At 61.7% G+C, this 23,753-nt stretch carries 20 protein-coding genes and 1 pseudogene; 14 read left to right on the top strand and 7 right to left on the bottom strand.

From position 1 onward, the window contains the following. Nucleotides 1-50 precede the first annotated feature (50 nt). Nucleotides 51-1,118, bottom strand: coding sequence for a fatty acid desaturase (locus tag RRB22_03400; protein MDT8383438.1), 1,068 nt, complete (start codon nt 1,116-1,118; stop codon nt 51-53). 182 nt (nt 1,119-1,300) lie between these two features. Between RRB22_03400 and RRB22_03395 the strand changes: the two genes are divergently transcribed. The 5 genes and pseudogenes from RRB22_03395 to RRB22_03375 all read left to right on the top strand — a co-directional run bounded on the left by RRB22_03395 (nt 1,301) and on the right by RRB22_03375 (nt 4,782). Beyond that, complete coding sequence (locus RRB22_03395; GenBank protein ID MDT8383437.1) at nt 1,301-1,849, top strand: Slp family lipoprotein; 549 nt, start codon at nt 1,301-1,303, stop codon at nt 1,847-1,849. Between the two features lie 54 nt (nt 1,850-1,903). After that, nucleotides 1,904-2,398: a Slp family lipoprotein gene (locus RRB22_03390; GenBank protein ID MDT8383436.1), complete on the top strand. Its 495-nt coding sequence runs from the start codon at nt 1,904-1,906 to the stop codon at nt 2,396-2,398. Nucleotides 2,399-2,513: 115 nt separating this feature from the next. Then, nucleotides 2,514-3,194: a protocatechuate 3,4-dioxygenase gene (locus tag RRB22_03385; protein MDT8383435.1), complete on the top strand. Its 681-nt coding sequence runs from the start codon at nt 2,514-2,516 to the stop codon at nt 3,192-3,194. Beyond that, complete coding sequence (locus RRB22_03380) at nt 3,191-4,207, top strand: pirin family protein (protein MDT8383434.1); 1,017 nt, start codon at nt 3,191-3,193, stop codon at nt 4,205-4,207. The genes RRB22_03385 and RRB22_03380 overlap by 4 nt, the downstream gene beginning before the upstream one ends. Nucleotides 4,208-4,326: 119 nt before the next feature. Then, a pseudogene (locus RRB22_03375) lies at nt 4,327-4,782 on the top strand (DUF1456 family protein). A 324-nt stretch (nt 4,783-5,106) separates the two neighbouring features. On the opposite strand, the gene xth reads toward RRB22_03375, so the two are convergent. The 3 genes from xth to prlC form a co-directional block, all read right to left on the bottom strand. Continuing rightward, entirely contained in the window at nt 5,107-5,889 is a 783-nt protein-coding gene (gene xth, locus RRB22_03370) for an exodeoxyribonuclease III (protein MDT8383433.1), read from the bottom strand. A gap of 70 nt (nt 5,890-5,959) precedes the next feature. Continuing rightward, a complete protein-coding gene (locus RRB22_03365; protein ID MDT8383432.1) occupies nt 5,960-6,820 on the bottom strand; it encodes a TIGR04211 family SH3 domain-containing protein in 861 nt (286 codons plus the stop codon). Between the two features lie 82 nt (nt 6,821-6,902). Further along, nucleotides 6,903-8,948, bottom strand: coding sequence for an oligopeptidase A (gene prlC, locus RRB22_03360; GenBank protein ID MDT8383431.1), 2,046 nt, complete (start codon nt 8,946-8,948; stop codon nt 6,903-6,905). 175 nt (nt 8,949-9,123) lie between these two features. Between prlC and RRB22_03355 the strand changes: the two genes are divergently transcribed. The 4 genes from RRB22_03355 (at nt 9,124) to RRB22_03340 (ending at nt 13,173) form a co-directional block, all read left to right on the top strand. After that, nucleotides 9,124-10,155 (top strand): serine/threonine protein kinase, encoded by a 1,032-nt coding sequence (locus tag RRB22_03355; protein ID MDT8383430.1) that lies wholly within the window; start codon nt 9,124-9,126, stop codon nt 10,153-10,155. 177 nt (nt 10,156-10,332) lie between these two features. Further along, nucleotides 10,333-11,682 carry a glutathione-disulfide reductase gene (gene gorA, locus RRB22_03350; protein ID MDT8383429.1) on the top strand — a complete coding sequence of 450 codons (1,350 nt, stop codon included), beginning with the start codon at nt 10,333-10,335 and terminating at the stop codon, nt 11,680-11,682. Nucleotides 11,683-11,978: 296 nt separating this feature from the next. Continuing rightward, on the top strand, nt 11,979-12,527 hold the full coding sequence (locus tag RRB22_03345; GenBank protein MDT8383428.1) for a gamma carbonic anhydrase family protein: 549 nt from the start codon (nt 11,979-11,981) through the stop codon (nt 12,525-12,527). A 205-nt stretch (nt 12,528-12,732) separates the two neighbouring features. Next, complete coding sequence (locus RRB22_03340; GenBank protein ID MDT8383427.1) at nt 12,733-13,173, top strand: RNA-binding protein; 441 nt, start codon at nt 12,733-12,735, stop codon at nt 13,171-13,173. 56 nt (nt 13,174-13,229) lie between these two features. On the opposite strand, the gene aroE is transcribed toward RRB22_03340, so the two are convergent. The 3 genes from aroE to RRB22_03325 are packed head-to-tail and all read right to left on the bottom strand — an operon-like array spanning nt 13,230 to nt 16,042. Beyond that, nucleotides 13,230-14,090, bottom strand: a complete 861-nt coding sequence (gene aroE / locus RRB22_03335; protein MDT8383426.1) for a shikimate dehydrogenase — start codon at nt 14,088-14,090, stop codon at nt 13,230-13,232. 6 nt (nt 14,091-14,096) lie between these two features. After that, entirely contained in the window at nt 14,097-15,350 is a 1,254-nt protein-coding gene (locus tag RRB22_03330; GenBank protein MDT8383425.1) for an inorganic phosphate transporter, read from the bottom strand. A 14-nt stretch (nt 15,351-15,364) separates the two neighbouring features. Then, a complete protein-coding gene (locus RRB22_03325) occupies nt 15,365-16,042 on the bottom strand; it encodes a TIGR00153 family protein (GenBank protein MDT8383424.1) in 678 nt (225 codons plus the stop codon). Nucleotides 16,043-16,284: 242 nt separating this feature from the next. Here RRB22_03325 and phoB point away from each other — a divergent pair, with 242 nt between their 5' ends. From phoB to pstA, 5 genes are all read left to right on the top strand, one after another. Next, nucleotides 16,285-16,974: a phosphate regulon transcriptional regulator PhoB gene (gene phoB, locus RRB22_03320; GenBank protein ID MDT8383423.1), complete on the top strand. Its 690-nt coding sequence runs from the start codon at nt 16,285-16,287 to the stop codon at nt 16,972-16,974. Between the two features lie 17 nt (nt 16,975-16,991). Beyond that, a complete protein-coding gene (phoR, locus tag RRB22_03315; protein MDT8383422.1) occupies nt 16,992-18,326 on the top strand; it encodes a phosphate regulon sensor histidine kinase PhoR in 1,335 nt (444 codons plus the stop codon). A 209-nt stretch (nt 18,327-18,535) separates the two neighbouring features. Then, nucleotides 18,536-19,546 (top strand): phosphate ABC transporter substrate-binding protein PstS family protein, encoded by a 1,011-nt coding sequence (locus RRB22_03310; protein ID MDT8383421.1) that lies wholly within the window; start codon nt 18,536-18,538, stop codon nt 19,544-19,546. Nucleotides 19,547-19,766: 220 nt separating this feature from the next. After that, on the top strand, nt 19,767-22,067 hold the full coding sequence (locus RRB22_03305) for an ABC transporter permease subunit (GenBank protein MDT8383420.1): 2,301 nt from the start codon (nt 19,767-19,769) through the stop codon (nt 22,065-22,067). A gap of 13 nt (nt 22,068-22,080) precedes the next feature. Next, the gene (pstA, locus tag RRB22_03300) at nt 22,081-23,730 is read left to right on the top strand and encodes a phosphate ABC transporter permease PstA (protein MDT8383419.1); all 1,650 of its coding nucleotides are present in this window, start codon (nt 22,081-22,083) and stop codon (nt 23,728-23,730) included. Nucleotides 23,731-23,753: the final 23 nt, after the last annotated feature.

Here is a 23,753-nt window from a genome sequence, read left to right as displayed (position 1 = left end):
GGGCCGATTTCCCATCAGCGCAGTAGATTCTTCCATAGTCCGACAGGCTCCTAGGAGCCTGTCCGCTCCGCCTCGCGATAGGAGACCATGCGCTGTCGTTCTTCATCCCACAGGCAGGAGCGGAAGCAGGCGATGATGTCCTTCGGCATGAGGGAGGTGGTGACCGGTGACTGCAGTTCGGGAATGGCGGCCATCGCCTCGGGCAGGCGGTAGAAGGGGATGCGCAGGTTGAGGTGATGGATGTGGTGATAGCCGATGTTGCCGGTGAACCACTGCATGATCCGGTTCAGGCGCATGTAGCTCGACGACTCCAGGGCGGCGCGATAGAAGGTCCAGGACTCGGGCGAGATGATGTGCATGCGCTTAAAGCTGTGCTGGGCAAAAAACAGATAACTGCCGAGGGCGGAGGCGATGGTCAGCGGCAGCAGCATCACAAACAACACCACGTCGAAGCCGCCGACGCCCCACAACAACGCCATCAGTCCGCCGTGGGCCACCAGCACCAGGGCCGAGTCCCAGTGTTTTTTGGGATCGTTCAGCAGCGGCAGCAGACAGATGTTGATGGCAAAGATGGTGAGGTAGCCAAACACCACCACCAGCGGGTGGCGCTGAAAACGATACATTGCCCGTTCCGAGGTGGATGCCTCGCGCCACATTCTTGCGCTGATTATCGGAAAGGCGCCCACACTGGCGGCGCTGATCTTGCCCACATGGCCGTGATGATAGTTGTGGCTCTTGCGCCAGGAGCGCGGCGGGGTGAGGGCGAAGGTGGCATACACACGAAACAGCAGCCAGGCGAGGCGTGAGTCCCGCAGAATCGACCCGTGCATATAGTCGTGATAGGTGATGAAGGCGCGCACCATCAGCAGTGCGCTGAGCAGGGACAGCAACAGCCGCAGCGGCCACCAGGGGGCCGTGCCTGCACCGACCAGCGCGGCGAGGGTGAGGCTAAAGGTCAGGCCCACCTCCCACCAGCTGCGGGCCACCGATTCCACCGCGAAGGGCTCGGTGGCCGCCAGCAGATCGCGCCCGACCCGGTGGCCGGTGCTGCGCTGGGCGCGCACCGGATCGGCCGGGGCGGTGGTGTCGTCCTGTTCTTCAAAGGTGTGTGATTGCATGGATAGTAACCTGTCGCGCATACCTCAACGAATAGCGCGGGTGGGTGGATGCTGCAAGAAACTCGGCAATAAACGCTGGAATAAATACTGCAATCGATAACGCAAAAGCACGGGTAATCGATAGCCATTGCACCAGACAGCGGCCCACTGGCCTGCCCGGATTCGACTATCATTGATAGACCATGAAACCGATTGCCCCTGTCGTTCTGTTCATCGTGCTATCAGCGCTTGCCGGCTGCGCCAGCCAGCCCCCGGCACCGATACGCAAGCTCCCGGCGGGCGATCCGTCGGTGGCGGCGGTGCGCGCGAATCTCGGCGGTTCGGAGAATGTGGAGGTGCGTTGGGGCGGGGTGATCACCCGGGTGGACAACAGGCCGGACCAGACCTGGGTCGAGATCATCAGCCGGAAGCTGCAAGCCAACGGTCGCCCACAGCCGCAGGGCGAGAGTGGCGGCCGCTTTGTCGCCAGCTTCCAGGGCTTTGCCGATCCGCTGGTCTATCAGCCGGGACGAGAGCTGACGGTGCGGGGTACGGTCGAGGGACAGACGACCCGGCTGATCGGCGAGTATGAATACCATCTGCCGGTGGTGGCGGTCACGGGCTTTCATCTCTGGGCGCCGCAGGCGGAGCCGCTGCACTATGACGACGATCCCTTCTGGTGGCGCTATGATCCCTGGCCCTATTACCCCTGGCCCTACTATCACTGGCCGTATTCGCCGTATTACTGGTAACGATTGTTGGTAACGATTGCTGGGAACGATTATTGGTAACAAGAGGCACCTGTCATGAGAGTCCTGCACCCTGTCCTGTTTCTACCGCTGGCCCTGTTGCTGCACGCCTGTGCCGCCACGCCGGATTTTGACACCACCGGTATCGACACCCGCCTTACCCCGCAGCGGGCGGTGGACAATATTCCGGCGGCACAGGGTACGACGATCCTGTGGGGCGGTGTTATCATTGCCAGCAGCAATCTCAGGGACGTCACCCAGTTCGAGATTCTGGCCTATCCACTGGATGACAATCAGCGGCCGGATGTCGGGCAAAACCCCCTGGGCCGTTTCCTGGCAACCCGCAGCGGCTATCTGGAGACCGCGGATTATGCCCAGGGCCGTCTGCTGACGATAAAGGGTTCCGTGGTGGACAAGCGCGTCGGCCGTATCGGTGAGGCCGACTATGTCTATCCGCTGGTCACGATCGAGCAGCTGCACCTGTGGCCAGAGGGGGGTGGTGATACCGAGTCTCGGATCCAGTTCGGTATTGGCGTGATGTTTCACAATTAACTCCGCCGTTCCCGCCAGGATCGCGGGGCAGGCATAGTATACGCGTGCTGCCCCCGCGAGCCGGCTATGCCACTGCCGATCAACCGTAGCCGTAACAGACCCTGATACCATGCCTATGAAAAATCGCAGAACTGTATTGAAGAGTCTCCTGCTCGGCCTGCCGCTGGCGATGTTTGCCCGCCTGTTGCGCGCCGGACCGCCAACGCCGCCCGAGACCGAGGGTCCCTTCTATCCGCTGTCCGCGCAGAAAGACCGGGATTTCGATCTGACCCGGGTGGAGGGGCGGACAGGGGTTGCCAAGGGCAGGGTGATTATCATTCAGGGACGGGTGATGGATACCGAAGGAAAACCCATCGAGGATGCAACGGTGGATCTGTGGCAGGCGAATGCCGCCGGGCGCTACCGGCACCCCCGGGATCGCAACCGGGCGCCGCTGGATCCCGACTTCCAGGGCTGGGCGATAGTGCCAAGCGGGCGCGAGGGAGGGTTCCGGTTCAAGACGATTTTTCCCGGGACCTATCCCGCCGCGGAGCACTGGCTGCGGCCACCGCACATCCACTTCAAGGTAACTAAAAGTGGTTATGTCAGGCTGGTCACGCAGATGTATTTTCCCGGCCAGCCGCTCAATGATGCGGATCTGTTGCTGATGCAAAAGAGCGATGCCGAGGCGGCGCAGATGATCGCCACCAGAATACCGGACAGCGAGTCCGCTGGACTGGAGACCTATGTCTACAATATTGTCCTGCAGCAAGCAGATGCCGCAAATGCAGAAGCTCGCGTGGAGATAACCTCATGAGCAGCCCTTCCATCAAAGGCATCACGCCGATCGATTTTCAATGGCAGACCAGTGACCCGTTTCTGTTCTGTGCCTACCATCGCGATTTTTATCCGCCCGGCAATGCCGAGGCCGGCCCGCAGGCCTCGTTGGCGGGCCGCAATATCGGCATGGATTTCGAGATCCGGGATGGCTGGCGCATGTATCATGGCGACCGGGTGCCGGGTTTTCCCGTGCATCCGCATCGTGGATTTGAAACGGTGACCGTGGTGCAGAAGGGGCTGGTGGATCATGCCGACTCCATGGGTGCGGCCGGACGTTATGGCGGCGGCGATGTGCAGTGGATGACCGCGGGCAAGGGTGTGCAGCACTCAGAGATGTTTCCGCTGCTCCAGCGTGAGCAGGACAATCCGCTGGAGCTGTTTCAGATCTGGCTAAACCTGCCGGCGGCCAACAAGCTGGTGGAGCCCCACTTCTCCATGTTCTGGGCGCAGGACATTCCCCGGCGTGTGTTCGAGGATGCCAACGGCAGGCTGACCACGGTGGAGGTGATCGCCGGTACGCTTGACGGCGTCCAGGCCTTGCCGCCGCCGCCCGATTCATGGGCGGCGACGCCAGACAACCAGGTGGCGATCTGGACTCTCGTGCTGTCCGCCGGCGCGCGCTGGGTGTTGCCGGCATCGGTGGACGGCCTGAGTCGGGCGCTGTATTTTTATCGGGGCGCTAGCTTGCAGGTGGATTACGAAAATGTGGCGGCGATGCACAGGATCGATCTGCAGTCCGATCTTGATGTGGTGCTAGAGGCCGGCGAGGAGGAATGCCGCCTGCTGTTGCTACAGGGCCGGCCGATCAACGAGCCCGTGGCGCAGCATGGCCCCTTTGTCATGAATACCCAGGACGAGATCCGCCAGACCATCCATGACTACCGGAAAACCCAGTTCGGGGGCTGGCCCTGGCCGAGGCCCGATCCCGTGCATGACGAGCGGGGTCGCTTTGCGCGCCATGCCGACGGCACCGAGGAAGAGGCGGAGTGAGCGATGAAGGCGATCGCCCTACGTCATTGACGATACGAATAAAACCAGCGCAAGGATACGGCTGCGAACGACAAGAACAATAACAAGCAAGAATAAACACTGACCAACGAGATGAATCCATGACCAATAACGATATTCTGCGCCGCCTGCGCTACACCTTTAAGTTTAACGATGCCAGGATGGTTGCCCTTTTTGGACTGGCCGAATATGAAGTGCCGCGGGAACAGGTCACGCGTTGGCTAAAACGTGATGAAGACCCGGAGTATGAAAACTGTGGCGACACCGCCCTGGCCGCCTTTCTCAATGGCCTGATCATCGACAAGCGGGGCAAGCGAGAGGGGGAGACGCCCAAGCCGGAGAAGAAGATCAACAACAATATCGTCTTCATGAAAATAAAGATCGCCCTCAACATGCAGGCCGAGGATGTGTTGGCGATCATGGATCTGTCAGGCCTGAGCATCAGCAAGCATGAACTGAGTGCGTTGTCGCGTCGTCCGGACCACAAACACTATCGTGAATGCAAGGATCAGATCCTGCGTAATTTCCTCAGCGGGCTGCAGATGAAATACCGCGATCAGCCGGAGGCAAAGGCGGCAGTGTCGCCAAAGACGGTGGTGTCGCCGTTGTATAAATCAAAAGACAAGTCGAAAGATCAGGCGAAAGACAAACCGAAGGCCAAACCGACAGCCGAAGCGAGAGAGACAGCAAAGCCTGGGCCGGCAAATTCACCGTACGCCAGATCGCGGCCGGGAGCAAAGCCGAAACCCTCGGCAACGCCCAGGGCAAAACCCGCGGCAAATCCCAAGGCAAAGCCTGCGACGACAAAACCGAAGCCAAAGCCAAAACCCGGGGCGAAATATAAGGGTGCCGATCGCGGCTGAGGCAGTGGGCCGCTATGGTTAGAGCTTAAATTCGGCCACCACCGGTGCATGGTCGGAGGGCCGTTCCAGTTTGCGCGGTTCCCGATCGACATAACTGGCCGTGCAGCGCCGGCTCATCGCCGGGCTGGACAGCAACAGGTCGATGCGCATGCCATGATTGCGGCGAAAGCCGGCGGCGCGGTAGTCCCACCAGCTATAGGTCTCGGGCTCCTGTTCAAACAGGCGGAAGGTATCGCTCAGTCCCAGATCCAGCAGGCGCTGTAATGCGGCGCGCTCCAGCGGGCTGGCGAGGATCTTGTCCTTCCAGCCGACGGGGTCCCACAGGTCGCGGTCATCGGGGGTGATGTTGAAGTCGCCGACCACCACCAGCCTTTCGTGTTCGGCCAGTTGCGCGGCAATGTATTTTTCCAGCGCCGCCAGCCAGGCCAGTTTGTAGGCGTACTTTTCCGAACCCACTTCCGATCCATTGGGCACATACAGGTTGAGAAAACGCACCGCGCCGCCGGGGTGCTGGACGGTCGCGCCGAGCACCCGCCGCTGGGGATCCTCCAGGCCGGGCAGATCGGTGACGATGTCGCTGATGGGAGTCTTGCTCAGCAGCGCAACGCCGTTGTAGGTCTTCTGTCCCGCAAAGTGCAGGTGATAGCCGGCCGCCTCGATGGCCTCCAACGGGAAGTTGTCATCAATGGTCTTGGTTTCTTGCAGGCCGAGGATGTCGGGCTGCTGTGCGGCGAGCCAGTCCAGCAGATGGGGCAGGCGGACCTTGAGGGAATTCACATTCCAGGAGGCGAGTTTTAACATGGCTTCTAATGGCTTCTATTTATGGTTTGGCCGGTATGGGGCGGGGGGCAACCGCGCGAGCGCGATGTGCTTAATAGATTCTGAAACCACCATGGCGTCGGCGCAGGCGGCGATCCAGCCACAGCAGTCCCGCCACAAAACCGATTAACAGCGCGCTGAACAGGCCACCAAGAAACCATTCGATGGCCACGCTCCAGCGGCCACTGGATACGGGCGGATCCATGTCAACTGCCGGCGAGGCTGGTTCGGTGCTGGTGTCGGCAAGGGTTGCGGCACTGGCGGTCTGCAGCAGGGTAGTCTCCTGCTGCTCGTTGACCAGCAGGGCGGCGGCGAGGCGCTGTTCCAGATCCTGGTTTTGGGTGCGCAGTTTTTCCAGTGTCTTCTGGCTGTCGCCGGTCTGCTGGCCGAGAGACTTGAGTTTGGCCTCGGCCTGATCGGCACGATCGCGGGCCTTCATCATCTCGATCTTCATCCAGCGGGCATCCTGGGCCTGCTTTTTGAGGGCCTCGATCTCTTCGTCGTTGACTTCGGCGCTGTTGTTCCCGGCGCTGCTGGCCAGCTGTTCCTCGAGTTCACGAAGCCTGGCCTCGGTGAGCTTGGAGGCGGCGAGCAGTTCCAGATATTCCAGCTGGGTGGGTTTTTCGTTGGTGAGAAAGGTGGAGTTGATCCAGCCGGTGACATTGTCGGCGGTGCGTATGCGGGAATATTTTCCGTCCGCCACCAGCACTTCCACCGAGCTGCCGCTGGGCAGGCTTTTCAGCAGGGTGCCCTGGCCAAAGCGCTCGGAGCGCACCTCCGCGACGATCTTGTCGGTAACGAAGGCGGCCTGCAGCACGGCCGGCAGACACAGCATGAGGCCGATGAAGGCCGCCGGCCTGTTGTAACAACAAAGTGTGCGAAAAAGAGTGTGATAGTGGCTGCGTGGTTTCATTGCGTACAGTCCATGATGTGATGCGCGGTTACTCAAGCCCCGGTCTGCGCCGGGTGATAAAAAAACGGCTGCCCGGGTTGCGTTACTGGATACCCGAATGGCGCAGCAGGGCGTCTATTTCTGGTTCGCGGCCACGGAATTCGATAAACAGATCCATGGGGTCGCGTGCACCACCCTGTTCCAGCACCGCCTCCAGAAAGGCCAGCCCGGTGTCCCGGTTGAAGATACCGGTCTCTTCGAACTTTGAGAAGGCATCCGAGGATAACACCTCCGCCCATTTGTAACTGTAATAACCGGCCGCGTAACCGCCGGCGAAGATGTGCGAGAAGCTGTGCTGAAAACGGTGATAGTCGGGCGGCCGGATGACGGCCACCTCGGCGCGCACCTCGTCGAGGATCTCCTGCACCCGCGCGCCCTGTTGCGGGTTGTATTCCGCGTGGATGCGGAAGTCGAACAGGGAAAATTCGAGCTGCCGCACCATCTGCATGCCGGCCTGGAAATTCTTCGCCGCGATCATCTTGTCGAACAACGCGTCGGGCAGTTGCTCGCCGCTCTGGTAGTGCTGGGCGATGAGATTGATGGCCTGTGATTCCCAGCACCAGTTTTCCAGAAATTGACTGGGCAGTTCCACCGCATCCCAGGGCACGCCGCTGATGCCGGAGACCGCCAGCACGTTCACCTGGGTCAGCATGTGATGCAGGCCGTGACCGAATTCGTGAAACAGGGTGATGACCTCGTTGTGGGTGAACAGCGCCGGGGTATCATTGATCGGCGCGGAGAAGTTGCAGGTGAGGTAGGCGACCGGGAGCTGGATGCCGTTCGCGGTTTCGCGGCGCGCGATGCACTCGTCCATCCAGGCGCCGCCGCGTTTGTTGGGGCGCGCGTACAGGTCGAGATAGAAACGCCCGCGGGGTTCACCCTCGCGGTCATGGATCTCGAAGGCGCGCACATCGGGGTGCCAGGTATCGACCTCCTGCAGCTCGTGGATCTCCAGACCGTACAGGTGATTGACCACCTCGAACATGCCGCTGACCACGCGCGCCTCGGGGAAGTAGGGCTTGAGGTCCTCCTGGCTGATGGCGTAGCGGTGCTGGCGCAGTTTTTCCGAGGCGTAGGTGATGTCCCAGGGCTCCAGAGGGTCGAGGCCGAGCCGGTCGCGGGCGAAGGCCTTCAGTTCGTTCAGCTCCTCCTGCGCCATGCCCAGCGAGCGATCGGCGAGGTCGCGCAGGAAGGCGGTGACCTTCTCCACGCTGGGGGCCATCTTGGTGGCCAGCGAGCGCTGCGCGTAGTTTTCAAAACCGAGCAGCTGGGCGAGCTCGTGGCGCAGGGCGAGAATCTGTCCCATCAGCGGCGTGTTATCGAACTGGCCGGCGTTGGGTCCCTGATCCGAGGCGCGGGTGGCGAAGGCGATGTACATCTCCTCGCGCAGGGCGCGGTCATCGGCATAACTCATCACGGCGAAATAGCTGGGGAATTCCAGGGTGAACAGCCAGCCCGTCTGTTGTCTCTGCTCGGCGGTCTGTCTGGCCATGGCGATGGCGGAGTCCGACAGACCGGCCAGGCGACCCGGGTCCTCGATGAGGATGCTCCAGGCCTGGGTGGCGTCCAGCACGTTCTCCGAGAACTTGGCAGTGAGGCCGGACAGTTCCTGTTTGATGGCCATGTAGCGCTGTTTTTTGTCCTCGGGCAGGTCCACGCCGGAGAGCCGGAAGTCGCGCAGGGCGTTGTCGATGGCCCGTTGCTGGGCGATGCTGAGCCGATCGCCCTCGTCCTTCTGCACCGCGAGGAAGGCGGCAAACAGACGCCGGTTCTGGCCGATCTCGGTGGCGTACTGGCTGAGCTTGGGCAGGCAGGCATTATAGGCCGCGCGCAGCGCCTCGCTGTTGACCACCGAGTTCATGTGGCTGACCGGCGACCAGGCGCGGGCGAGGCGATCCTCGAGATCCTCCAGCGGGCGCATGATGTTGTCCCAGCCGGGCGTGACGTCATTGGCCAGCAGGGCCTCGATGGCGGCGCGGTTGTCGGCCAGGATCTGCTCGATGGCCGGCTCCACATGTTCGGGTTTAATGGCGCTGAAGGGGGGCAGGTCGGTCAGCTGTAGCAGGGGGTTGGAGGCGTTATCTGGCATGATGTTAAGTGTAGCGTGTTCCCGATGGCTGGGGCCGGGTCCGAAAAAGACGCGGCGATGGTTGAGAGTACAATGGTTCCAGGTACGATGCTTCCAGGTACGATGGTTTCAAGAACAAAGCGCAATAGATGTTACCCTAACGGGTCCCCAGTACGCCAACGGCGAGCCACTAAACATGATGACCACCGATACCGATCCCACCCACGCCTACGCCCTGTTGACCCCCGACGCGGTGCTGGATGCCGTGGACAGCGTTGCGCCGCTGGTCGGCGGACACAGTGACGGCCGGCAACTGGCGCTGAACAGTTACGAGAACCGCGTCTATCAGGTGGGCATTGAAGAGGCCGCGCCGGTGATCGTCAAATTTTACCGGCCCCAGCGCTGGACTGATGCGGCGATCCAGGAGGAACACGATTTTGCCGCGCAGCTGGCGCAGGCCGAGATCCCCGCCGTCGCCCCGCTGCGGGATGCGAGCGGGCGCAGCCTGTTCGAGCATGGCGGATTTCGCTTTGCGCTGTATCCGCGGCGCGGGGGCCGCACCCCGGATCTGGAAAACCCCGATCACCTGCTGTGGGTGGGACGGTTTCTGGGCCGCATCCACGCCATCGGCGCCACCAGCCCGTTTCGGCATCGCCCCTCCCTGAGTATCGACAGTTTCGGCCACGAGCCGTTTCGCTACATCCTGTCCACGGGTTTTGTGCCCGACGACCTGCGCGAGGCCTATACGACCCTGGTGGAGGATGTGCTCAAACAGGTGGTAATCGGTTTCGAGCGGGCGGGCGCGCTGGAGGGCAAGGTGCTGTCGCTGCGCCTGCACGGCGACTGCCACCCCGGCAATATCCTGTGGACCGACGACGGCCCGCACTTCGTGGACTTTGACGACGCACGCATGGGCCCGGCGATACAGGATCTGTGGATGCTGCTGTCGGGCGATCGTCGGCAGATGACCGGCCAGCTCGACGAACTGCTGGCGGGCTACAGTGAATTTATGGATTTTAATCCCCGCGAGTTACACTTGATCGAGCCGCTGCGCAGCCTGCGCATGATCCATTATTCGGCGTGGCTGGCGCGGCGCTGGGATGACCCCACCTTCCCCATGCACTTTCCGTGGTTCGGCGAGGCGCGCTATTGGGAAGAGCAGATCCTGGCCCTGCGCGAGCAGGCGGCGATCATGATGAACGAGGCGCCGTTGCAGTGGATGGGCTAAACAGAAACTTTTTCAATCGCCTGTTATGGCTGCAGGCAAGTAGGGTGTACCCACCGGGGCATAAAGGCATTGCCCACCATTAAAGATTTAAACAATGCGTGATGGGTGGGCGGTGCCTTTATGCCCCGGTGGGTACGCCCTACGCAAACGTGACCTTTAAGAAGGTAAGGAGTCGCTATGAGCAAACACTATGACCTCATTGCCATCGGCGGCGGCAGCGGCGGCCTGTCCGCGGCGGAGCGCGGCGCGGTCTACGGCGCCCGCTGCGCGGTGATCGAGAGCGCCAAGATGGGCGGTACCTGCGTCAATGTGGGCTGTGTGCCGAAGAAGGTGATGTGGTACGGCGCGGAGATGGCGCAGGCGCTGCGCAATGCCTCCAGTTATGGTTTTGACATCAATGTCTACGGCTTCAAATGGGCCAAGCTGGTGGCGGCGCGCGAGGCCTACATCAAGGGCATCACCGACTGGTACGGCAATTATCTGGCGGATTCGAATATCGATGCGATCCAGGGTAGCGCCCGTTTTGTGGATGCCCGGACGCTGGAGGTGAACGGCGAGCACTACACCGCCGACCACATCGTGATCGCCCCCGGTGGGGTGCCCACTTTGCCCGACACCCCGGGCGCGGAACTGGGCATCACCTCGGACGGTTTTTTTGCGCTCACCGAACAGCCCAAGCGCGTGGCGGTGGTGGGGGCGGGCTATATCGCCGTGGAGCTGGCCGGGGTGCTCAATGCCCTGGGCAGCGATGTCGATCTGCTGCTGCGCCGGCAGCATTTTCTGGCCGAGTTTGATTCGATGTTGCGCGATACGCTGATGGAAGAGATGAGCAACGACGGCGTGAATATCATGTCAGGCGTGACCGTGAAGAAAGTGGAAAAAGCAGAAGATGGCACGCTGACCCTGCAGTTTGAAAACGGCCAGCAGCTGACCGAGATCGATCAACTGATCTGGGCCATCGGCCGTAGCCCCAATACCGGGCCGCTCAACCTGGCCGCCGCCGGCGTGGAACAGGATGCGCGCGGCTATATCCCCACCGATGCGTTTCAGAACACCAATGTGGCCGGTATCTACGCGGTGGGTGATGTGACCGGTCGCGCCCAACTCACCCCGGTGGCCATCGCCGCGGCACGGCGGCTGGCGGACCGGCTGTTCAATCAGCAGACCGAGCGCCGGCTGGATTACGATAACATTCCCACGGTGATGTTCAGCCACCCGCCCATTGGCACCATCGGCCTGACCGAGGAGCAGGCGCGTCGTGAACACGGCGATGCGGTAAAGGTGTATCAGACCCGCTTCACCGCCATGGCCCATGCCTTTACCGCGCACCGGCCCACCACGGCGATGAAGCTGGTGTGTGTCGGCGCGCAGGAAAAGGTGGTGGGGGTGCACGTCATCGGCCAGGGTGCCGACGAGATGTTGCAGGGTTTTGCGGTGGCCGTGAAAATGGGCGCCACCAAGGCCGATTTCGATAACACCGTGGCCATCCATCCCACCAGCGCCGAAGAGCTGGTGACCTTACGATAGTGCTAAGTGCGTAGGGTGTTGTACCCACCGGGGCATAAAGGCACCGCCCACCAGAAAACAGCTCGGGCGGGTACGGTGGGCAATGGCCATTACCCTACGAACTACAAACTAACGGTATTCCGCATTTTAAAAAGATAAAAACCGCAAAGGCCGCAACGGCACGCGAAGAATTTAAAAACAAACCTTTGCGGGACTTTGCGATCTTTGCGGTTAATAATTCATTGCATTAAGACTGGTGGGCAGCCGCGTGGGCACAGAAAACGTGCCCACCCTACAAACTGAGATAGACGCCGTTCATGAACGATAAACACCATGCGATCCGCCCCTTCCAGGGCGTCACTCCCACCATCGGTAAGGGCGCCTTCATTGATGACACGGCGCTGGTGATCGGTGACGTGCAGCTGGGGGCGGACAGTTCGATCTGGCCCATGACCGTGATGCGGGGCGATGTGAACAGGATCCGCATCGGCCGGCGCAGCAATATACAGGACAGCAGCGTGGTGCACGTCACCCACCCGCACGCCGACCTGCCCGAGGGGCACGCGGTGGTGGTGGGCGACAATGTGACCGTCGGACACCGGGTGATCCTGCACGGCTGCACGGTCGGCGATCACTGTCTGGTGGGCATGGGCTCGACCATCATGGATGGCGCGGTACTGGAACCCTTTGTGCTGCTGGGCGCCGGCAGTCTGGTGTCACCCGGCAAGGTGCTGGGGGGTGGCTATTTGTGGCTAGGCAGTCCGGTGCGCAAGGTGCGACCGTTGACGGAGGAGGAGCGCCAGTGGATCGCGCATTCCGCCCAGCACTACGTGGATCTGAAGGACCAGCACCTGAAAGGCAGCTGAGTGCCTGTCGGTGCAGGGTGCCTGTTGATGCAAGGTGCCTGTCGGTGCAAAGCGCCAATCGGTAAGGAGACCGGAAACCCGGGCCGGTGATCGGCCCTGTAATAATCGACCCTATAATTAAACGCAGTCGTCCGAACGAACAGGGGGTCTGTCACAGCCTTGCTTCTCTGTTGAGGGCGGCGTGATGTGTGTCAGGGGAGGGGGTATGCTCGATATCTATGTCGGCAATCTGCCGGCGACGGTCAGTGTGGAGGATCTGCGCGAGCTGTTTGCGGCCGCCCCTGGCCACCGATCATCCGTTGCGCGCAGGGGCCTGGGCATGGCCGCGTTATGGGTGTCGGAGTCATGGGCCCAGCAGCGCGTTGCCGGCCTCCACCAGGGCCACCCTTCCGCCGAACCGAGCTTCACCCTGGTGGAGGACGCGCAGGGCCGGTTTGCGCATTACTGCCGTGTCTCCGGTTATTCCCGTGCCTCCGTCGCCCAGCTGATCACCCAGCTGGCGGGGGTTGGTCTACAGGGGCGGGAGCTGGAGATACGGCCCTTCCAGCCGCGCAGCCGGGGCAATGATCGGCGCCGTGCCGGCTGGCATTTTCGGCGCTGGCTGGGGATAGAGGGGCGGCGGGGGGAGCGGCGGCACAGGCCCTGAGCGCCGGTGAAAAACCGCTGGCGACTGCGGCCGTGTATGGCGCGTTGTTTGTGGCGTCAATGGCCGGCGAGCAGTTCGTGCCTGAGCTGCTGGATCACCGGCGCCGTGTCGGGGCGCACCCCGCGCCAGTGCAGAAACGACTCCGCCGCCTGCTCCACCAGCATCCCGAGACCATCGAGCGCCTGTGCCGCGCCGTGTTGCCGGGCCCAGCGCACAAAGGGGGTGGGCTCGGCGGCGTACATCATGTCGTAACACCAGCTGGTGGCGGTGCAGATCTCATCCGGCAGGGGCGGCACCTCGCCCTGCAGGCTGGCCGCCGTGGCGTTGATGATGAGATCAAACGCCTGTCCTGCCAGCTCGCCGAAGGCGGCGCCGCTGACCTCGCCTAGCGGGCGAAAGTCGGCGGCCAGCTGGTGGGCGCGACTGGCCGTGCGGTTGGCGATCACCAGCCGGGCCGGCCGCTGGGCGAGCAGCGGTTGCAGTACCCCGCGCGCCGCGCCGCCGGCCCCGATCAATAACACCCGTTGCCCGGCGATCACGCCGCCGTGGTTGTGCAGGATGTCGCGCACCAGTCCGATGCCGTCGGTGTTGCGCCCGACCAGCACCCCGTCCGCATTCAGCAGCAGGGTGTTCACCGCGCCCGCCTGTTCGGCCTCGGGCCCCCGTTCGCCGGCCAGCTCCCAGGCCTCGCGTTTAAAGGGCACGGTGACATTGAGCCCCTTGCCGCCGTTGGCGAAAAAATTGCCCACCGCCTGCGCAAAGCCGCCCGGATCGACCTGTATCGCCGTGTAGCGGATGCGCTGCCCGGTCTGCGCGGCAAAGGCGGCGTGGATTTGGGGCGAGCGCGAATGGCTGATGGGATTGCCCATCACCGCGTAGGCGTCGGCCGGTTGGTCGAAGTCGAACAGGGAAGACATGCGGGGTCAGGAAAAGCCGGCTTTGAGTATAAAGAAGAAGACGATCGACAGGATCGCCCCGGCCGGCAGGGTGATGACCCAGGACATAAAGATGGTGCGCACCACGTTCAGGTTCAGCGCGGCGATACCCCGCGCCAGACCCACCCCCAGCACCGCGCCCACCAGGGTGTGGGTGGTGGAGATCGGCAGGCCGGTGCCCGAGGCCAGCACCACGGTGGTGGCCGCGGCCAGGGTCGCCGCAAAGCCGCGGCTGGGGGTGAGCTCGGTGATGCCGGTGCCGACCGTGGCGATCACCTTGTGACCGTAGGTGACCAGACCCACCACGATGCCTCCGCCGCCGAGCAATAACACCCACATGGGTAGCGGCGACTTTTGCGCCAGCTCACCACCGCTGTTGACGATGCTGATCACCGCCGCCAGCGGGCCGATGGCATTGGCCACGTCGTTGGAGCCGTGGGCAAAGGCCATGGCACAGGCGGTGACCATCATCAACACGCCGAAGATCTTTTCCACGTTGGTGAAGTGGAAGTCTTTATCGGCCTTGGGATCGAACTTCAGTTTGGCGATGAAGTACTTGCCGATGAACATCACGATGATGCCGCAGACCACCGCCACAGCGAGGTTTTCCATGGGCTGCAGGTGGACGCCCACATGCTTCAGTCCCTTCATCAGGGTCACCAGGGCAATGATGAAACCCACCGCGAAGATGTAGGCGGGCACATAGCGCTGGGCGTTTCTAAGCGGCTCGGTGGTGCCGAGGATCAGTTTCTGCACGCTGAAAAACAGGGCGTAGGAGATGCTGCCCGCCAGCAGGGGTGAGATCACCCAGCTGCTGACGATGGTGCCGATCTTTGCCCATTGCACTGCATCCATACCAATGCCGACGATGGCAAAACCGACAATGGCACCGACGATGGTATGGGTAGTGGATACCGGCCAGCCGAAACGCGAGGCGACCATCAGCCAGATACCGGCGGCCAGCAGCGAGGCCAGCATGCCGTAGATGATGATCTCCGGAGCACCCGTCAGGGTGCTGGTGTCGATGATGCCTTTGCGGATGGTGGCGGTGACCTGCCCGCCGGCCAGGAAGGCGCCGGCAAATTCGAAGATGGCGGCAATGATGATCGCCTGCTTGATGGTGATCGCCTTCGACCCCACCGAGGTGGCCATGGCGTTGGCGACGTCGTTGGCACCCACCCCCCAGGCCATGAAAAAACCGAACACGCAGGCTAGCGCGATGAATATCATGCCGTATTCCATGATCATCGTCCTGTCTACCTCGCCAGCATCAGTTCGAGGCGGCTGCCGACGCGTTGGGCCAGATTGCCGAGGTCACCGATCCAGTCGATGATGCGATACAGGAACATCACCTCCACCGGATCGAGCTGCTTCTCGATGGCGAACAGGGCACTGCGAATCTGCACCTGGATCTTGTCGGTGTCGTTCTCGATCTCGTCCAGCATGTTGATCATGGATTCCACCAGCTGGACCTCGCTACCGCGAAAGCCCGTCTCCACCAGCTCGTCGAGTTCGTTGATGGCGGTCTGTGCCTGTGCCGAGGCATCGATGGAGCGGGCGACGAAGGCCTTCAGTAGCGGGGCCATATCGTCGGGGAAGGTCATCCGTCGGCCGAGGATCAGGCCGGCGATGTCCTTGGCCTTGTTGGCGATCTTGTCCTGCATGGTCAGCACCTCCAGCAGGTCACGCCGCGAGACGGCCATGAACAGGCTTCTGGGCATGTTGAGGCGCAGCTTGTGTTTCAGGTCGTCGGCCGCATTTTCCAGGCGGACGATCTCGGTCTGTTGTCTGCGGGCCTCGTCCCAGTCCCGGGCGAGCACGGCGTCAAAAAAGGGCGCGAGTTGCGAAATACAGGTCTGCACGCTGTCCATGTGCTGTTGCAGGGGTCTGACCGGTGAGCTGCCAAACATGTTGGAAATGGTGGTGAAGGCCATGGTGATTCCTTTTCAGAGCGGGAGGTGATTGCCGGGGGATGAGCCTGCCTGGGTGCCTGTAATTTCAAAATACATTGGGCGGCTATGATAGCGTGGACGGGAGGCTGCGGGAACCGGTGGCCGAATCGTGGCAAGGCCCGCTGGCGGGTCAATATGACAACTGTCATAAAACGGTAACATTGTCCCGGTTTAATGCCATGATCGTGATGAAAAATACGGGCTAACAAGCACAAGGCCTCTGAATGAGTGACGGCACAATTCTGGTAGTGGAAGACGAGTCGGCGATCCGCGACATGATCGGCATGAGCCTGGATCGTGCCGGCTTTCGCTGGCTGGCGGTGGGCAGCGTGGAGGAGGCCCGCGTCTGTCTGGCCGATCATGCCCCCAGCCTGATCCTGCTGGACTGGATGTTACCCGGTGTCAGCGGGCTGGATTTTGCCCGTCAGTTACGCCGCGATGACAGCACCCGCGATCTGCCGGTGATCATGCTTACCGCGCGGGATGCCGAAGAGGACATGATTCGCGGACTGGAGGGGGGGGTGGATGACTATCTCACCAAACCCTTCTCAACCCGCGAGCTGGTCGCCCGGATCAAGACCGTGTTGCGCCGCTCCGGCGTCGGTGATGAGGCGAAGATCAGCATTGGGCCATTGACGCTGGAACCGTCCAGTCATCGGGTCTGGGCGGATGAGGAAAAGATCGAGCTCGGGCCGACCGAGTTTCGCCTGTTGCAGTTTTTCATGCAGCACCCGGAACGGGTGTTTGCGCGCGACCAGTTGCTGGACCGGATCTGGGGCCGCAATGTCTATATCCATGACCGCACCGTCGACGTGCATATCCGCCGCCTGCGCAAGGCGCTCGAACCCCATCAGGCCGCGAACCTGATCCAGACCGTGCGTGGTGCGGGTTATCGTTTCTCGGTTCAGGTTTAGGTGGGGCGGACCCGAGAGTGACGCATCCCTGGATTCAGGAACTATGGCGAATGGCGGCGCTGTTTGCCGGCGCCCTGTTCGTCGGCTGGCTGCTGGGCGCGGCGCATGCGGCATTCACCCTGGCCCTGATCGGCTATCTTGGCTGGCACCTCTATAACCTCTACCAGTTAGAGCGCTGGTACTACCGGCGCAAGAAAACCGAGCCACCGGTGGCCCCCGGCATCTGGGGTGAGGCCTTCGAGCATATTTATCAGTTGCAGCGCAGCAATCGCCAGCGCAAAAAACGCCTCGCCATGATCCTGTCACGCTTCAAGGAAAGCACCGCCGCGATGCCCGATGCCACCGTGGTGCTGACCCAGGACGACCGGATCGAATGGTTTAACAAGGCGGCCAGGCACTACCTGGGTTTGCAGCCTGGGCAGGATGTGGGGCAGCGCATCGATAACCTGATCCGGCATTCGCGCTTCAGCGAGTTTCTGGAACGCGGCGACTTTTCGGAACCGCTGGAGATGCCGTCGCCGCTGGATCACGACCACTACTTTTCCTTTCGCATCGTGCCCTACGGTAATCGGCAGAAATTGCTGGTGGTGCGCGACATCAGCCGGCTCAAACGGCTGGAACGCATGCGCAGTGATTTTGTCGCCAATGTGTCACACGAGTTGCGCACCCCATTGACGGTGTTGTCCGGTTATCTGGAAAACATGATGGACGAGGGCGAGGTCGCCTCGAACCACTGGGGCCGATGCCTGCAACAGATGCAGGGGCAGACGCAGCGCATGACGCGCCTGGTCGAAGACCTGTTGATGCTGTCGCGACTGGAGGACGATGAGAAGGCCGGGCTGCGTGATCCGGTGGCGGTGCCGGCCATACTGGATGCCCTGCTGCAGGACGCGCGCGCCCTGAGCGGCGAGCGGCAGCACCACATCAGCCTGCAGGCCGATGCCGCGTTGTGGTTACGTGGCAGTGAAAAGGAGCTGACCAGCGCCTTTTCCAATCTGATCTTTAATGCCGTGCAATATACGCCGGAGCAAGGGCATATCGACGTGTGCTGGTACCGTGACGGGGATGCGGCCTGTTTTGAGGTGCGCGACGATGGGGTGGGGATTGCCCCGCAACACGTGCATCGCCTGACCGAGCGTTTCTATCGTGTCGATACGGGGCGCTCGCGTGAGTCCGGCGGTACCGGGCTGGGGCTGGCGATCGTCAAACATGTGCTGGATCGACACGCCGCCCGGCTGGAGATTGAAAGCCAGCCTGGCAAGGGTAGCTGCTTCCGTTGCCGTTTTGACGGCACGCTGGTGATGGAGCGGAACAACTCCGAGAAGGCGTCGGCCCGACCAGCCGTGCATTGACAGGCCCCCTCATTGCCCGCCGACGGCTGTCATCTAACCGTCACATTTCGGTCACACCCGTGTCATTTTTCCCGGTAATACTTCTGCAGGTGTTTTGGATTACGTGTTGTCGCCAGTGTTTCAAAGGCGGTCAATTTAAGGCTGTCATTTTGCGACGGTCAGTTTAGAGAGTCGTTTAGGTCATGCGGTTTAATTTTGGAGAAAAGAGAATGAATACGAAGCATGTGTTTGCAAAGGGTTCGGTAGCGAAGGGTTTAGTGAAAGGCGTCGTCGGTCTGGCCACGGCAGGCAGTCTGTTTGCCGGCGTCGCCATGGCGGGTGCCGAGCTGGATGCCAGTCTGCCGGATTACCAGCGCGCCAGTGGCGTGTCCGGCAACCTGTCCAGCGTCGGTTCCGACACCCTGGCCAATCTGATGACCCTGTGGGCGGAGGAATTCAAGCGTGAATATCCTAACGTCAATATCCAGATCCAGGCCGCCGGTTCTTCGACTGCCCCGCCGGCGCTGACCGAGTCCACCTCGAATCTGGGGCCGATGAGCCGCAAGATGAAGAGCAAGGAGATCGAGGCGTTTGAGAAAAAGTTTGGTTACAAACCGACGGCCATCCCGGTCGCTATCGACGCGCTGGCGGTCTATGTGCACAAGGATAACCCGGTCAAGGGGATGTCCATCGCCGATGTGGATGCGATCTTCTCGTCGACCCGCAAGTGCGGCGGTACAAAGGACATCTCTCAGTGGGGTGACCTGGGCATGAGCGGTGCCTGGGCCGATCGTGAGATCCAGATCTATGGCCGCAACTCGGTGTCCGGCACCTACGGCTATTTCAAGAAAAAGGCCCTGTGTAAGGGTGACTATAAAAACAACGTCAACGAGCAGCCGGGTTCGGCCTCGGTGGTGCAGTCGGTGTCGAGCTCGCTCAATGGCATCGGTTACTCCGGCATCGGTTACAAGACCTCCGGTGTGAAGGCCGTGCCGCTGTCCAAGAAGGCCGGCGAGCCCTTTGTGGAGGCCTCGCCTGACAATGCGGTCAACAATACCTACCCGCTGTCACGCTTCTTGTATGTGTACGTGAACAAGCACCCCAACAAGCCGTTGGCGCCACTGGAGCGTGAGTTCATCAAGCTGGTGATGTCGAAGGTCGGTCAGCAGGTGGTGGTGAAAGACGGTTACATCCCGCTGCCCGTCAAGGTGGTGGAAAAGGCCCTGGCGAGCATTCAATAAGTCGCGAGCCTTTACTGTCGGATGAGAGGGCCCCGCTTCGGTGGGGCCTTTTTTGTTGGCGATGCACGAAAGAACCCCTGTGCAGGGAACCAAGGTAGAGCACCATAGTAGAGCGCCACAGCCGGGCCTGAACCCCACCGAATAGCCGCGCCGATGCAGTCCCTGGGCGGCGCGGCCGCAATGTCACAAAACTGTCACAATTCCAAACTATCATACGCCCATGCCAACCACCCCCACCTCTGTCCTGCCGGCCACCGATAGCGCCGAAAATCTGCGCCGACGTCGCTGGCGCACGCTGAAAGACCGCATGGCCATGCGCGGTGTGGCGATGGGCGGGCTGAGCGTCATCATTGCCATCGCGCTGATCTTTTTCTATCTGTTGTATGTGGTGCTGCCGCTATTCAGCGCGGCCGATATGGAGCGAGTGGCGGAGTATGACCTGCCCGGCGGCCACAGCACCGGTAAACCCGCCCCCTCGCTGTATCTGGCGATGGAAGAGCAGGCCGAGATCGGTTTTAGGCTGAGCCACGATGGCCGCGCGATATTCTTTGACACCCACAGCGGCAGGTCGATGGACGAGCAAACGCTGGCCTTGCCGGTGGGGGCGCAGATCAGCAGTTTTGCGGCGGGGCAGCCGGGCCCGGCGCGGTTTGCCCTGGGCCTGTCCAATGGCCAGGCGATCATCGCCCGCCACCGCTACCAGGTCAGTTACCCCAATGATCAGCGCCTGATCACCCCGGTGCTGGAATACCCCTTGGGGGAAGAGGCCCTGGAGATCGATGAGGACGGCGAGGCGTTGACGCATATCGCCGTGCAGGATGGCGAAGAGCAGGCCACGGTGGTGGCGCAGACGGCCGACGGCCGCCTGCTGCTGACGCACTTTAGCAAGGAGGTGTCGTTTCTCAGCGAGGTGCCCGAGCTGGAGCGTGAGCAGGTGGTGCTGTCGTTTGCCGAGCAGTCTTCTTCGCAGACGGAGATCAAACAGTTGTTGCTCGACAAGGAGCAACGCAATCTGTACGTCATCAATACCGATGGCGGCCTCACCCACTTCGATGTCAGCGACAAGAGTGAACCGCGTCAGGCGCAGCAGTTACGGCTGGTGGACGTTGGCCTGCAGGTCACCAGCGTGCAGTTTCTGACCGGCGACATCTCCCTGCTGGTGGGCGATAGCAGTGGCCGGGTGGTGCAGTGGTTTAGTGTGCAGGATGAACGCGGCAACCGGGCCCTGCAGCCGATTCGCAGCTTCGCCGAGCAGACGCAGGCGATCAGCAGCCTGGCGCCGGAGTATGGCCGCAAGGGATTTGCCGCAGCCGACGAGAGTGGCCAGCTCGCCATCTATCACTCCACCGCGCAGCGCCTGATGCTGAAGCAGCCCGCCAGCAGCGTGGCGATCAACACCCTGGCCATGGCGCCGCGCGCCAATGCCCTGCTCGCCGAAGACGCCGCCGGCCGGCTGTCGTTCTGGCGGGTGGAGAACGAACATCCGGAAATCTCCTGGTCCTCGCTGTGGGGCAAGGTGTGGTACGAGAGTTATGACGAGCCGGTGTATGCCTGGCAGTCCTCCTCGTCCAGTGACGACTTTGAACCGAAGCTGAGCATCACGCCGCTGGTCTACGGCACCATCAAGGCGGCGTTCTACGCCATGCTGCTGGCCATGCCCCTGGCCATATTCGGCGCCATCTATACCGCCTATTTCATGGCGCCGAAGATGCGCCAGGTGGTGAAGCCCAGCATCGAGACCATGGAGGCGCTGCCGACGGTGATCCTCGGTTTTCTGGCCGGCCTGTGGCTGGCGCCGCTGATGGAGGAAAACCTGCCGGGCATTTTCAGCCTGCTGATCGTGGTGCCGCTGGGCGTGCTGGTGTTCGCCTTCCTCTGGCAACAGCTGCCGGGACAGTTCCGCCACCGGATTCCGGAGGGCTGGGATGCGGCCCTGCTGGTGCCGGTGGTGCTGGTGCTGGGTGCGGTCTCCTTCGGCATGAACGAGACCCTGGAGGTCGCCCTGTTCGGAGGCGACATGCGCGGCTGGCTGAGCAACGAGCTGGGGGTGGGTTTTGATCAGCGCAATGCCATGGTGGTTGGACTGGCGATGGGTTTCGCGGTTATCCCGACGATCTTTTCCATCACCGAGGATGCCGTGTTCAGTGTGCCCAAACACCTGTCCTACGGGTCGCTGGCGCTGGGCGCCACACCGTGGCAGACCCTGGTGCGGGTGGTGATCCTCACCGCCAGTCCCGGTATCTTTTCGGCGGTGATGATCGGCATGGGCCGGGCCGTGGGTGAGACCATGATCGTGCTGATGGCGACGGGCAATACGCCGCTGATGGATTTCAGTATTTTTCAGGGGATGCGCACCCTGTCGGCCAATATCGCGGTGGAGATGCCGGAGTCGGAGGTGGACAGTACCCACTATCGGGTGCTGTTCCTGGCGGCGCTGGTGCTGTTTGCGTTTACCTTTGTGTTCAACACCCTGGCGGAGATTGTGCGCCAGCGTCTGCGCACCAAGTACAGTTCACTGTGATGGGCGAGTCATGATGAAACAATGGTTTAAATCCGGCAGTCCCTGGATCTGGCTCACGGCGGGCGCGGTGGCGGTCAGTCTGATCCTGGTGTTTGGCCTGCTGCTGTTGATCGCCGCGCGCGGTCTGGGACATTTCTGGCCGGCGACGCTCTGGGAATACGACTATCAGAATCAGGATGGCAGCGTGGTGCGCCTGATTGGTGAGATCCAGGACGAGGAGACGGTCACCGCCCAACGGCTGCGCAGTGCGGGTATGCACATCGAGGGTGAGGGGGACGTGACACGTTACCTGCTCAAGACCGGCAATCGCGATGTCACCGGGCTGGATTTTCGCTGGGTGCTCAGGCCCGGCATGCAGGCCACGCGCAATCCCGAGACCCTGATGACGGTGGAGCGCCGCGAGTGGGGCAACCTGTACGGTTACCTCAATGCGGTGCAGGAAAACCAGCAGACCGTGGTGGTCGGTCAGCAGGCCTGGGACAGTCTGCAGCAACGGCTGGCGCGCGCGACGGATCTGTTTGCACAGATTCGGCGCCTGGAAAAGGGTGAGATCGGGGCGATCAACTATGGTCTGGAGCGTCTGCGCCTGCGTGAACGGGGTCTGCAACTGAAGGGTGACAGCGATCCCGGCAAGCGGGCGGCGATCGAACAGGAGCGCGCCGCACTGCATGTCGAATATGAGGATCTGCAACAACGGCTGTCGGACCTGTACCAGCAAATCAACCGCGACCAGATGATGGTGACCGTGGCCGATGGGCAGACGGTGATGGTGCCGCTGGCCAAGGTGGTGGATGCCTACCGGCCTAACGATATGTCGCTGATCAGCAAGCTCGGATTTTATTTCGCCAAGGTCTGGGAATTTGTCAGTGACGAACCCCGTGAGGCCAATACCGAAGGCGGTATCTTTCCGGCCATCTTTGGCACGGTGATGATGGTGATCATCATGTCCATCATGGTGGTGCCGTTCGGGGTGGTGGCCGCGGTGTACCTGCGGGAATATGCCCGGCAGGGGCCGCTAACCCAGCTGATCCGGATTGCCGTGAACAATCTGGCGGGTGTGCCTTCCATCGTTTATGGCGTGTTTGGCCTGGGCTTTTTTGTGTATTTTCTGGGCGGCAATCTGGATCAGCTGTTCTTCCCCGAGGCCCTGCCGGCACCGACCTTTGGCACAGGGGGCCTGATGTGGGCCTCGCTGACCCTGGCCCTGTTGACCGTGCCGGTGGTGATCGTGGCCACCGAAGAGGGTCTGTCGCGGATCCCCAAGTCGGTGCGCGAGGGCAGTCTCGCCCTGGGCGCGACCAAGGCAGAGACCCTGTGGCGCACGGTGTTGCCCATGGCCAGTCCGGCGATCATGACCGGCATGATTCTGGCCATTGCCCGTGCCGCGGGGGAGGTTGCACCATTGATGTTGGTTGGTGTGGTGAAGCTGGCGCCATCACTTCCCCTGGATGTCAATGCCCCCTACCTGCATCTGGACCGTAAATTTATGCACATGGGTTTTCATATCTACGATGTGGGCTTTCAAAGCCCCAATGTCGAGGCCGCGCGACCCCTGGTGTACGCCACGGCACTGTTGCTGGTGCTGGTGATCGTGGCCTTGAACCTGGCGGCCATTGCGATACGCAATCACCTGCGTGAAAAATATCGGACCCTGGAAAATTGATGGAATATTTTGCGTTAAAAAGG

Source organism: Gammaproteobacteria bacterium (assembly GCA_032250735.1).
Taxonomy (GTDB): domain Bacteria; phylum Pseudomonadota; class Gammaproteobacteria; order SZUA-152; family SZUA-152; genus SZUA-152.
The sequence above is the reverse complement of the archived record's forward strand: the minus strand, read 5'-3'. Positions and strand labels throughout refer to the sequence as shown.